The organism is Aliivibrio sp. SR45-2 (genome assembly GCF_963890165.1).
GTDB classification, from domain to species: domain Bacteria; phylum Pseudomonadota; class Gammaproteobacteria; order Enterobacterales; family Vibrionaceae; genus Aliivibrio; species Aliivibrio salmonicida.
Window position 1 is genome coordinate 1 of sequence record NZ_CAWPRC010000166.1, and the last position, 12,312, is coordinate 12,312.

At 40.8% G+C, this 12,312-nt stretch carries 8 protein-coding genes and 1 pseudogene; all 9 read right to left on the bottom strand.

What is annotated here, in order from left to right; all coding sequences use genetic code 11:
• Positions 1–477: pseudogene (locus AACV33_RS14225) on the bottom strand (hypothetical protein); the annotation flags it as partial.
• Between the two features lie 11 nt (positions 478–488).
• On the bottom strand, positions 489–1,946 hold the full coding sequence (locus AACV33_RS14230; RefSeq protein ID WP_182700340.1) for a DUF4150 domain-containing protein: 1,458 nt from the start codon (positions 1,944–1,946) through the stop codon (positions 489–491).
• A gap of 50 nt (positions 1,947–1,996) precedes the next feature.
• Positions 1,997–2,788, bottom strand: a complete 792-nt coding sequence (gene icmH, locus AACV33_RS14235; RefSeq protein ID WP_182700341.1) for a type IVB secretion system protein IcmH/DotU — start codon at positions 2,786–2,788, stop codon at positions 1,997–1,999.
• Positions 2,785–4,110: a type VI secretion system baseplate subunit TssK gene (gene tssK / locus AACV33_RS14240; protein WP_023604580.1), complete on the bottom strand. Its 1,326-nt coding sequence runs from the start codon at positions 4,108–4,110 to the stop codon at positions 2,785–2,787. Before tssK ends, icmH begins: the two co-directional genes overlap by 4 nt.
• A gap of 11 nt (positions 4,111–4,121) precedes the next feature.
• Positions 4,122–4,622: a type VI secretion system lipoprotein TssJ gene (gene tssJ, locus AACV33_RS14245; RefSeq protein WP_026469817.1), complete on the bottom strand. Its 501-nt coding sequence runs from the start codon at positions 4,620–4,622 to the stop codon at positions 4,122–4,124.
• Between the two features lies 1 nt (position 4,623).
• Positions 4,624–6,051, bottom strand: a complete 1,428-nt coding sequence (gene tagH, locus AACV33_RS14250) for a type VI secretion system-associated FHA domain protein TagH (protein ID WP_182700342.1) — start codon at positions 6,049–6,051, stop codon at positions 4,624–4,626.
• 9 nt (positions 6,052–6,060) lie between these two features.
• The gene (locus AACV33_RS14255) at positions 6,061–6,663 is read right to left on the bottom strand and encodes a hypothetical protein (protein WP_017020843.1); all 603 of its coding nucleotides are present in this window, start codon (positions 6,661–6,663) and stop codon (positions 6,061–6,063) included.
• A 403-nt stretch (positions 6,664–7,066) separates the two neighbouring features.
• The gene (locus AACV33_RS14260; RefSeq protein WP_182700349.1) at positions 7,067–9,082 is read right to left on the bottom strand and encodes an EAL domain-containing protein; all 2,016 of its coding nucleotides are present in this window, start codon (positions 9,080–9,082) and stop codon (positions 7,067–7,069) included.
• A 348-nt stretch (positions 9,083–9,430) separates the two neighbouring features.
• Positions 9,431–12,298 carry an aminomethyl-transferring glycine dehydrogenase gene (gene gcvP, locus AACV33_RS14265; RefSeq protein WP_182700343.1) on the bottom strand — a complete coding sequence of 956 codons (2,868 nt, stop codon included), beginning with the start codon at positions 12,296–12,298 and terminating at the stop codon, positions 9,431–9,433.
• Between the last annotated feature and the right edge of the window lie 14 nt (positions 12,299–12,312).

Sequence of the window (12,312 nt, forward strand, 5' to 3'; positions counted from 1 at the left end):
ATGCTTATTACGTTCAGGCTCAGAATCTAGTTTAAATGTACGAACATTACGCCCGGTTAATAGTTTATAACGAGTCGTTACAGATGAATTTGCTCCAATATCACTGGGTGGTGCAAGGTGCATATAGAGAGAATAAAAATAAAAATCATCTTCTTTTTTTTGATCTGGGTTTTTGGCTGTATGCTCAATTAATACAAAATTATTACTAAAAGATAATTCTTGTTCTTGATAAACACTGATTTGGTAGTCAGGGTTTATTCTATATGCCACGATTTTACCACTCAACATCGCTTGAATTGGACGAAGCCCTTTACCGTAAGGAAGTATTTTTGACGTTAAGTGAACACCGCTGTGCCAGCCATGGCCTTGACTTAAAATGTAGCGACCACTTTTCACTTCTTTGAAGAGTTGTTTGAAATCACTCAGGGTATGAAATTCTTCACCGTTACGCTGTGTGATTGGAAATACTGCGTCCATTTTTAATTACCTTAATCAGAGAAAACGTCGTCGAAAATAACAATGGGAGGTCGATGTAAGTTACTGGTTTTTGTATATACAACAGTATTAATTTCACCGGAATTAGTTGTAAACCCACTTTTTCCTGTGATAGTGACAATAGAGCCTGTTGCCATCGAAGCGATAGAAATAAGTTTTTCGTTAGTTTTTCCTAAGATGAGATTAAAGATATTAGGAAGCGAACGAGATAATACTTTTAGACCATCCCTGTATTTTTTTACACCTTCTTCAATACCGGAGAAAGAGTGCGTTTGGGCTTGAAGTAATATGTATTCTAATCGGCTATCTAATGCAGCGACTACATCATCAATATGAGAGCAAAGTTGATTGTTAATGACACTCCATGGCATTGCTTGTAGGTATTGAATCGTATTGCCAGTGCCTAACGATCGTAATTGAGCAAGTAGTTCTGCGGGTGGTTCTGTAATGTCTGCCTGGAATAAAATACGAATAATGTTACCGTTCTCATGAACTTGTTCTAATAATAGTTCGAGTAATTGGTCGTATTTTTCAAGAGTTTCGCGATCTTCTTGGATATGAAAAAGAGCAGAAATAAAGGCATTAGCAAAATCTTTTGAATGATTGCGACTAATGGCGTGAGGAGATAAAATACGGCTTTGCTCAAATACCATATCTTTGAAGTCATCATCTGTAAAAGAAGGCGAAATTAAAACTCCCCAATCACTATGTACACCGATTTTCCTATCCCAAAAAGGGGATCTTCGTCCTGAAACAAAGGTACAAAAATTAGGGGTGTCTTCATAGGTTTCTGTTGGTTGGTTTATTGATAAGGTTTGGTTGGGTACATACGTATTTTTGCTTTCTTTTAAAATAAGTAAGCATTCAACTGGCGCTAAATCACTACAGGATGCTTTTCCGTTTGCATCTAGCTCTCCACTCGCAATCACACTTCCTGCCGCACTTTTTATTTCAAAGGGTGCATTGGCATAGGCTTCTCCATTAGGGTACTTACAAGTCACATCAACCGTATAAGTCCCTTCTTCTTCAGCCGTTACCGACACGGATGGGTTCTGAGCACCACCTAAACACATGGTGTTGGCTTTATTCATTGTCATTTGGTCTGATAAGCGGCAAACGCCTTTACCTTCAAATTTTACGGTAGGAGAGGCAGAGATAAACTCGGCTTCTGCTTCAATCGTGCCAGACGCAACGCCTTTTTTATCACCACCGGCATCACCGGTACTTTTTGAGAAGGTACTGCCTTTAATGCCGACAGGGTTACCGCCATCCATTGTGATCGTGGTTGTGCCTTTGGCCAAGTCAGCGGCTTTGGCGTTATTGCCATAAGGGATAGGCACAATGGGTTTACCTACTTTAGTGAGGCACACATCGGGTAGGGTTGCGTTTGCTTCCCCTCCAGAGCCTTGGTGAATAACACTCAGTCCATTTGCTGCAACAGTTACGCCCATAATTGAATTACCTTACCTGTAAAATTTAAGAGACAAAATCCCTGTGTCATTTATTGATAAATTGACAGTAGTTTTTGAAAACGTACGTCAATAACGAGGTACGTTGCTGCATATAACGCCGCAAAAAGTACCGCGCTTACCCCAAGAATGAGTTTTGGGGGTAATACACGTTTTAATGGTTTTTTTAAATATTTGGATTTTACATCCACTAAAGCGACTTTTTCTTGCTCTGCAAGGCGCTCATCACGGACAAGGCGATAAATCGTATTGCCAATTTCAGCAAGACTTTCTGCCCCTCGTTCTGCGCGGCCGTATTTGCCTTTAAAGCCGAGTTGCAGCAATAAATACAAAAACTCAATCACGTGGCGGTATTTTTTTGGATCGGCTTTTAATCGCTCTAGAATCACAAAAAACTTATCACCCCCGGAGGTTTCATTATGAAACTCAGACAACAGACTGTTTTGGCTCCAGTTACTGTTTGCTCCCCATTCTTGTCGGCATACGGATTCATCCATCGCGGCACACAAGCAATAACGAATAACCAAAATAGAAGCGCGATCCACTTCCATTTCATTAAGCATGCGTTCGCCTTTGCGAATTTCACGAGCGACTTGCTCACGAAAGGGCATTGGGTCATCAAGCCAAGGAATAGACGACATGCAAGATAAACTCGCAATCAACCACGTAAATTGGTCAACTAATGGGTTTATTCCCATTGATGTTATGGTCAATTCACTGACTGAAATATTCCGAGATAAATCAGGGGCGGGCATTACCTCCATCGGTTTGCCCGGCTCTGGTTGAAAGAGTACGACGGTTACATCGTCTTCGGCGTAACTCATAATCTAACGGCCCAGAGTTGCAATGATAGGTTCGCAAAGTCACCCGCCACATGAACAGCAATGGCGGCCGCTTTGTTTAGTGCAGCCCATTCATCACTGGCTTTGTCTAATTCAAAGTAGGTGTAGCCAGCGTGATAAGGCAGAGCACGAGGCACGACTGGCATTGGTTTGATACGAATACCAGGCAATTGCAGATTGATAAGCTCACGAATGTTATCAATTGAGCCAATCTTAGTTTGAGAGACAAATTGAGTATGAAGAATATCGAGAGTCACATCGGCTTTCACGGCTAAGATAAAGGTCGTCGCGTCTACAATGCTCCTGTCTGCAATCGGAGCAACACGTATACCATAACCTTGCTCTTTGAGAGTGAGAGGGATAGCGCGTTGTTCTGACATCACACTCAAGGTCATTTTTGAGTTATTGAGTATGGTTGATAAACAACTGGTTAAATTTCCGTGGTTATAAGGAACGAATTCTTGTGGTCGACGAGATGCCGAGCATAATGTGGCCAGTTCGCCTTCGGCTTGCAATAATACACGGTAAAAGCTTTCGGGATGGACACCTTCAATATTCGAAAAGTGCCAGAACAAAGGTTCATAACGATTCAAGGCTTGTAAAAGCATAAAGTCAGAAACCGAAGACACGCCTTGCTGATCAACAACGCCTAAACGTTGAACAATGGATTCAGCACGATGGCGAAGCATTGATGCAAACTCGGTAGTAAATTTTTTGAGTACGTTTGATGCATTTATATCAATACAAGTAGGGATGTATGACTTGTCTAGAATAATACTGCCATCGGGTTTTACTTCTGAAATTTTCAAAATAGGGATCGAAGTGTAAGCACTCTTATCTTCATCTTCGTACATTAAACAAAAGTTAAGCTTACCAATGGTGATGTTAGCGATTTCTTCACTGTCATAACAGGCATCAACGGCATCTTGAGTGTGCATTGTGTAACGCGCACCATCTTTACTTGTACCAAATAGCTCTGAGCGTTCAGATGGAAGAGGACAGCACAAATATAAGACTTTATTTGCAATAGAAGCATCGACGTCTTTTACTTCAGGTAATGACGCGTGCAATGGCAAATCAAAAGGAGTGCGATCTTGCAAGATCCCTTCAGCGTGAGTGATGCCGATTTTACCTAACGCCAATAGTTCCGTATTGATTTCAATGCGTTTTATTCCCCAATGAAGAGGAGATTCAAACCCACTTAGCATTCCACTTTGTCTGCCTTGATAGCGATCTAATTGCTGGAAATGTTGCGGTTTCATGAACATTCCATCTTGCCACACGACAGGGTTATATAATGACATTGTTGATATCCTTAAAAATATGTTTGTTCAATACCGCGAGTATTGTTTGACGATAGTTCGCTGTCTTTTAGTGACAATTTAAGAAAATATTCACTTTTCTCTTCAATCAGTTCTACTTTGCGCCACGAGGATCCATTAATGTCTCGAAAGGCAACAGAGAAGCCAATGGCTCGTGTTTCAGGATCAAGCACCAAGGTTTCGTGAATGACATCGCCTGGCTGTATTTGGTATTCGTAGCGTTTGATGTATTCATCGCCAAGAGAGGCTTTGTCATTCTCAAAGAGAGCAAAAAAGTCGAGATTACGAAATAGCACAGGGGAGTTCAGTTCGTGGATTCGAAGGATCACAGGAGATGATTGACCTCCTTCTCGAACATTGAGAATACTGTCTGCCGTAATAATCAATTCTATTGATGAGGTTTCAGGAGTGATCCCTGTCGATTCCTTAAATTGATCCCACATGGTGCAACCAGAAAGAAGTAAAATAAGGGTGAGTGTGAGTATATTTCGCATGTTAAGCCTTAGCATTTTTGCTGTATTGCTCTTTGATTTTCTGCTGAAGTGCAGTGCCTGAGATATCTACTTTTTCGGTGTTGTTTTTATGATAGAAATCGATGTATTCCTTCCATAATTTTCGTTTTGGCATAAAGCGAGATTGCGAACTTAGGTTGTTAGAAAATACTCGGGGATCAAAAGCTTGAATTTGTTGATTCACAATCTCATTGGTTGCTTGAGACATTTTTATTTTATGAGAATCAAGTTCATCTAAGATCTGTTCAATTAATTCATTTGGGGACAGTAATTGCTGTTGATTAAGAGACAACATTAATTCCACTATATTGGTGAGTGGAGTGTCTTGCTCTGTGTCTTTAATTGCTTTTATTTCGCTTAAATCTTTCTGTAAATCATTAATACAAAGACGTAGACATGTCCCCATTTGTTGGAAAAAATGCGTGTCAATATTATTGAACTGAGCCTCAGATATCCCCAATCCTTTAAAAAATGCATCTTTAAAATGATCATTGGATGAGTTGGTATTTATTTGAGGAACCATCGCGTGTTGAGATGGCTCTATTCCTGAATAGTAGGCTGGTTCTGATTTTTTCTCCGCAGGCTCTTGGGGAGCAGATGCGTGTTGTGTCTGTATGGTTTGTGTGACTTCTTCCCAAGATTGTTGAGTCGGTGCTGCTTGTACTGTTTGAGGTGCAGAGTCGGGCGCATTAAAGACCGTTTCTGGAGTCAGTTGCTCCATTGGTTTTGGCTCTGCAGATAAATCAGAAGACAACCAATCTTCAGGGATCATATTAGGCATATGAAACTCAGAATGCACACTGTCACTGTCATCAAGTAATTGGCGTGATGGGGCGTATTCAGGCACATGATGTTGCGCTTTTTCTTCGTGCTCACTCAGTAAAAAATCATCATCATCTTTGAGTGTGAAGTTTAAGTGCGTCACTGGATCTTGAGTATCGATATCGTCTTGTCGAGTTTCGATAAATAAGTCTTCGACGGATCCCGTTTGGTTCGCTGTCACGTCTTTGTATTCTGCTAAATTAAGCAGTGGGTCGGTTGAATCTGATTCAGTGGTGATATCCGCCGCAATATTCACGGTGTTCGATAATTTTTCGAGCCCAACAGAAACTTCATAACGGCCAAGAACAATGTTGTCACCATCATACAAAGAGATGGGTTGGTTTTTTAATAATTTATTGCCATTAACCAAGGTTCCATTCGTGCTGACATCACTTAAATAATAAGTGTCACCATAAACACTGATTAAGCAATGAGAGCCTGAAATGAATCGATTATGATCAATTAAACTCAAGGTGTTACTTGGATTACGACCTAAAGAACCGCCACTTTCTGGCATTTCGATGTGCTTACCACCCGTGTATTCTTCCGGTGATTTTGTAATGTACAGCGTCAGTTGATTTAAATTCACTTTCGCCCCTTAAAATAGCAGTGATACGGAGAGCTCTATACCACCCAAACCGTCGTTATAAAGAGGTTGGATGTACGATGCTTGAGGAATAATTTGTAGATGAGCGTCAGGGTTTCCCCCAAGTTTGATGACGGTGCCAAAGGTAACGACGGCACCAACTTCAAATTGATCAATATCGTCGAGTTGAGAACCGTATTTAAAGCCATCATTATCGACTTTCCATCGATTGCCATATTGGCTGTAGCCCAGAGAAAGACCGGCACCGACATAAGGAGTAAATGCCCATAAGCTGCCTAATGCGTACTGAGGAACAATACGTAATTCATAATTGGTGACTTCTTGATAAACCCCATTGGCAGGCGCATCTATGTAATCGGAAAGATAATTAAACCCAAGCCACCAACGCCAGCGATTGTTGTTTTCATCAATTGGTCGCGTATGAACTAACCCGTAACTGATCGTGCTGAGTTCGCCACTCATTCCTTGTTCGTACTCAGTAGATTCTATCGTTCTTAAACTCGCGGTTGCGCCGTAACGTTCACCTTTAGCAAAAGTGGGCGCAGAAAAAGCAAGTATTAAAGCCATAAAACCCAGTTGGATTGGCTTAGCCATTGTGTCGATCCTCTAACAAATTATTTTTGTTCTACCTTATTTAGCCTGCCAAAATATCAACTTAATTTGTTATTTCAATACGGTAGTGCAGGCTTATAAAAAAACACTCGTAATCACTGTTTGAATAGTCAAAATAACTAGCAATTCAGTTAATTTGAATTTGAACTTTAGACGATAAAGGCTGAGCTATCTTGTGTTTGTTTTCGTTTTTAATATTGGATTTTATTGTTGAATAAGATAAATAGGCGTCAGTATGGACATCATAAATGTTGGAGTGATGGTTGGTGAAAAGAGGTCGGTTAATAACGGGATAAGTGTGATTTTAATTAAGTTGAAATACAAAAAAAGCAGAGGGTGAGCTCTGCTTATGGGAAATATAGAAATGAGAATGGGGGGTTTAAGGTTACGGTTTCAATTTTTCAAGAACCGATGATAAGGGTTGTGGTTTCGCAATTAAAAAGCCTTGTACTTTATCGACGCCACAATTTGAGACAAATTGATATTCTTGCTTTGTTTCTACGCCTTCAGCGACCACTTCACAATCCGCCACGTCGCCCATTTTTACGATCAATTGATACAGATCTTTGCCTTTCTTCGTTGAGGCATCCAACAATAATGACCGATCCAATTTTATCTTATCAAATGGGTATTTAAGTAAGTGAGGAAATGACGCATAACCAGTGCCAAAATCATCCATCGCAATCTTTATGCCGTGAGATTTTAAAGTTTCAAGTGTGGTTAATAGATTTTGATTGTCACTTAAAATCGCTTCTTCGGTGATCTCGATTTCTAACCAGTGTGGTGAAATCGCATAATGTTGTAACCGCGTAAGTAAATGAGAAGCGAAATCATGGTTTTCAATAGAAGCGACCGAAATGTTAACGGCGATTCGATGTGATGGAGATAACGTCATTTCTTGCATGTCAGAAAGCACTTTATCGATCACCAATTTATCAAGCATGGGCATCATATTAAGCAACTGAAAATCGACAATAAAGATCGGAGGACAGATTCTCCCTGATTTGTCTTGATAGCGTAGTAAGGCTTCAAAGGAAAAATCATTTTTATCGCAAATAGATTGCAAAAGTTGATAATACATAATGAACTCACCTTCTCGGAGAAGGCGAGCTAATCGTTTTTGCGATGAGGAGGTACTAAGGCTGTTTGCCGCCGAACTTCTTACGCTATCTAATAGATTCTTAAAGATGGATTTTTCTATTGTTGAATCAGGCAGAGTGGATTTTAAATAGAGTGAATATTTGCCCGCAAAGCTTAAATAAAACGGACGATAAATAAAGATCCCGATGATAATGATCACTAATTGCAGGATAGATCCGTCGATATCATCTCCCATTGCAATGTATCCACTAAAGAGGGGGGGCGTCATCCAATCCACAATGCTGACGATGGGTGAAATAAGACCAGACTCGATACAAATGTAGGTGATAAGAAAACTGACAAGAGGTAGCGTGACAAAGGGGATGATCAATAATGGATTGAAGATTATAGGTAAGCCAAACAGCAAAACTTCATTGATATTGAACATGACTAGAGGAAAAGCCGCTAATGCGAGCATTCTGTGGTTTCGTTCTTTAGAAAACAAGAGGATGCACAACAGTAAACTGATGCTATTACCTGAGCCGCCCATTGACATAAAGGCATCATAAAAGCCTTGATTGATCGTGTGTAATTGCGCTTCGCCCGCTAGCCATTCGGTCATGTTGTGTTGCGTTTCTGCAAAAATAGCCTGTTTAGTGGCGAATAACATGTTATGGCCGTTAATGCCAATTGCCCCTAATAAACCTAATAAGGTTTGGTAAAGTAACCCTCCAGTTAGAGTCAAAGGATCAGCACTGAAATTACCAATAAGCGATGAAAAAGTCTCAATACATTTGGAGGCAATTTTTGATAGAAAGAGAGCTGAAGCGATAAAAACAAAGAAATGTAAAACATGCTTGAATAGACGTGAAGAAAAATCTAAGGCTTGAGGTTCAAGCTGTTGCAAGCTAAATCGAGAGCAATAAAGAAACGTAATTAATGCGCTTAATAAGGCAAGAAGCGGGTTGTTCGGGAAATTATAAGGGACAGATAAACTGCCGTTTTCAACAGAAACCAGATAGAAAAGCGCTAAGGTATAAATAATGAATGAAGCGCTATTAAACGTTGTTTTATGAGAAAGATAATACCCTGCGACGATACAAAATGAGAGTGGGTAGATATTAATCAATACGTTTGAAAGATTGAAAAGTAACGTTGATAATTCATGAAGTTCAATGAAATTAAAAGCATGAGCAAATAACACCATAATCGCGTTTGATAGTGTTAACGGCAGCAATAGTAAGGCAATGGCTGAAAGATCATAAATGTAAGAATGAGAGGTGGTACGTGTCTGTTTTATTCTTTGTTTAAATGTAGACACTAACGCTAAATATGTTTTATTAAGAAAAAATGAACAGAAGGCAGTTTTCAAAAGAGGTTTCCAATAAAAGATTACATGGTATGGCTTAGTACATAATCTAGAATAGATGTGTAATTCGACAACAATGAACCGTTAGCTAATAAGTTAAAGTTATTTTTTTGTTAGATGTTGTTTTTATGTCAAATGCATGGGCTGCGAAAAGCGGTGGATTCTGGCATACAGTTCATCATCTGGCTAGCATTAGTTTCTCTTACTGGAAATTGATTTAAAATGCGTTTTTAATGTAAAAAAAAGGTGAACCTTTAAGGTTCACCTTTACTGTATTGTGTTATTTTTTGCAGTGAAAAATTATTCTTCGTAACTATCAATACTTGGGCAAGAACAAATTAAGTTTCGGTCACCGTACACGTTATCAACGCGATTTACCGTTGGCCAATATTTAGATGCTTTTGCTTGAGCTGATGGGAAGCAAGCCACTTCACGAGTGTATGGGTGATCCCACTCGTTCGACATTAGATCAACTTGAGTATGCGGGGCATTCACAAGCGGATTATTGTCTAACGGCCATTCGCCTTGCTGAACTTTATTCATCTCTTCACGGATTGCGATCATTGCTTCACAGAAGCGATCCAATTCGGCTAAGTCTTCAGATTCTGTTGGCTCAATCATTAACGTCCCCGCAACAGGGAACGACATGGTTGGCGCATGGAAACCAAAGTCCATCAAACGTTTCGCAATGTCTTCTTCACTGATCCCTGTTGCTTCTTTAAGCGGACGGATATCAATAATACATTCGTGAGCAATTCGACCATTCGTACCACGGTATAAAACAGGATAGTGAGGGCGTAAACGCTCCATTACGTAGTTCGCATTTAAGATCGCCACTTTAGTCGCTTCAGTCAGACCCATTTCACCCATCATCGCAATGTATGCCCATGAAATAGGAAGAATAGAGGCACTGCCTAGATCCGCAGCAGAAACTGCATAATCTGAACCTTGAACGCCATTTTCAGAGTGACCAGGAAGGAAAGGGGCTAGGTGTGATTTAACACCGATAGGGCCCATACCCGGACCACCACCGCCATGCGGAATACAGAAGGTTTTATGTAGGTTTAAGTGAGAAACATCTGAACCAATAAAGCCCGGGCTGGTTAAACCAACTTGTGCATTCATGTTTGCACCATCAAGGTACACTTGACCGCCTGCTTCATGAACCATGTCACACACTTCGCGCACTTGCTCTTCATACACACCGTGCGTAGAAGGGTAAGTGATCATGATGCTTGATAGATTTTCTTGATGTTTTGCGATTTTCTCAGCCAAATCGAGCATGTCGATATTGCCGTTATCATCACATTTAACGACAACCACTTTCATTGACACCATTGATGCGGTCGCAGGGTTAGTACCGTGTGCAGAGCTTGGGATCAAGCACACGTTGCGGTGACCTTCGTTGCGGCTTTCATGGTAACGCTGAATTGCAATTAACCCTGCGTATTCGCCAGATGCGCCTGAGTTTGGTTGCAGAGAAAAATCATCGTAGCCTGTTATTTCACACAGCATCGATTTTAGAGACGTTGCTAAAGTTGTGTAACCTGCCGCTTGGTTAAGTGGTGCGAATGGGTGAATGCCACCAAACTCAGGCCACGTGACGGGAAGCATTTCAGCCACGGCGTTTAACTTCATGGTACAAGATCCAAGCGGGATCATGCCGTGAGTTAATGAGAAATCTTTGTTTTCCAGTTTTTTCAAATAACGCAGCATTTGTGTTTCGCTGTGATGCGTATTGAACACTGGGTGAGTTAAGAACGATGAAGTACGACGACACGCTTCAGGAATAGCCGAGAACTCATCTTGACCAATATCATTTGATAAGCTGTCACACTCTGCGTTATCAACACCAAATACAGCGAGTAACGCCACTAAATCAGAAACCGTGGTGGTTTCATCAAAGCTAATGCCAAGTTCAGTATCAAACTTACGTAGGTTGATACTTGCAGCGAGTGCTTTGGTGTAAAGAATGTCAGTTTGTTGTTCTGTCTTAACCGTTAACGTATCAAAGAAGTGTTGATGTGCTAATTCAAACCCTGCTGATTGCAGAGATTTTGCTACGATAGCCGTGAAATGATGCACACGACGAGCGATAGTTTTTAATCCTTCAGGACCATGATATACCGCGTAGAAAGAGGCCATATTTGCAAGCAGAGCTTGAGCCGTACAAATATTTGATGTCGCTTTTTCACGACGAATATGCTGCTCACGCGTTTGCATTGCCATGCGAAGCGCTTGGTTGCCTTTTGAATCAATAGATACACCAATCACACGACCCGGCATAGAACGTTTTAGTTTTTCACGTGTTGCCATGAATGCAGCGTGTGGACCGCCGTATCCCATTGGAACACCAAAGCGTTGTGCGCTACCAATTGCTATATCCGCACCCATTTCACCAACAGGTTTAAGAAGTACTGAAGCAAGTAGGTCGGTAGCTACAACCACTAAGGTTTTCTTAGCGTGCGCTTGTTCAATCAATGTTGTTAGATCTTTAACTTCACCCGTGGTTCCCGGGTATTGAAGTAGGGCACCAAACACATCATGTGAATCTAAATTTGAGTCAGTATCAACAACAACGTCAAAACCGATGAATTTCGCTCGAGTTTTGATTACCGCTAAGGTTTGTGGGTGAACATCATCTGCCACAAAGAAAGTCGAACTCTTGTTTTTACCACCACGTTTACACAGTGTCATGGCTTCTGCTGCTGCGGTCGCTTCATCAAGAAGAGATGCGTTAGCAATATCAAGGCCTGTTAAATCCATTACCATTTGTTGATAATTAAGTAATGCTTCTAAACGACCTTGAGAAATCTCAGGTTGATATGGCGTGTAAGCGGTGTACCAACCTGGGTTTTCGAATACATTACGTAAAATCACATTAGGTGTGTGCGTATTGTAATACCCTTGGCCGATATAGCTTGTGTTCAATGTGTTTTGTTGAGCGATTTGTTTTAACTCAGCAAGCATGGCATTTTCAGAAAGGCCGTGAGGCAATTGCATTGGCTGAGGCAAACGAATTGAGCTTGGTACGGTTTCTTCGATTAATTTTTCTAGTGTTTCAGCGCCAACCGTATTGAGCATATGTTGATGCTGTGAAGAAGCGGGACCATTGTGGCGACGAATAAACTCGTTATCCGTGCCTAATTGTTGAAGAAGCTGACTCATGATCTTAATCCTTT

Excerpts from the sequence above, each read along its gene's own strand:
- AACV33_RS14255 (WP_017020843.1), bottom strand. The coding sequence starts at position 6,663 with ATGGCTAAGCCAATCCAACTGGGTTTTATGGCTTTAATACTTGCTTTT.
- icmH (WP_182700341.1), bottom strand. The coding sequence starts at position 2,788 with ATGAGTTACGCCGAAGACGATGTAACCGTCGTACTCTTTCAACCAGAG.
- tssJ (WP_026469817.1), bottom strand. The coding sequence starts at position 4,622 with ATGCGAAATATACTCACACTCACCCTTATTTTACTTCTTTCTGGTTGC.
- tssK (WP_023604580.1), bottom strand. The coding sequence starts at position 4,110 with ATGTCATTATATAACCCTGTCGTGTGGCAAGATGGAATGTTCATGAAA.
- gcvP (WP_182700343.1), bottom strand. The coding sequence starts at position 12,298 with ATGAGTCAGCTTCTTCAACAATTAGGCACGGATAACGAGTTTATTCGT.
- AACV33_RS14230 (WP_182700340.1), bottom strand. The coding sequence starts at position 1,946 with ATGGGCGTAACTGTTGCAGCAAATGGACTGAGTGTTATTCACCAAGGC.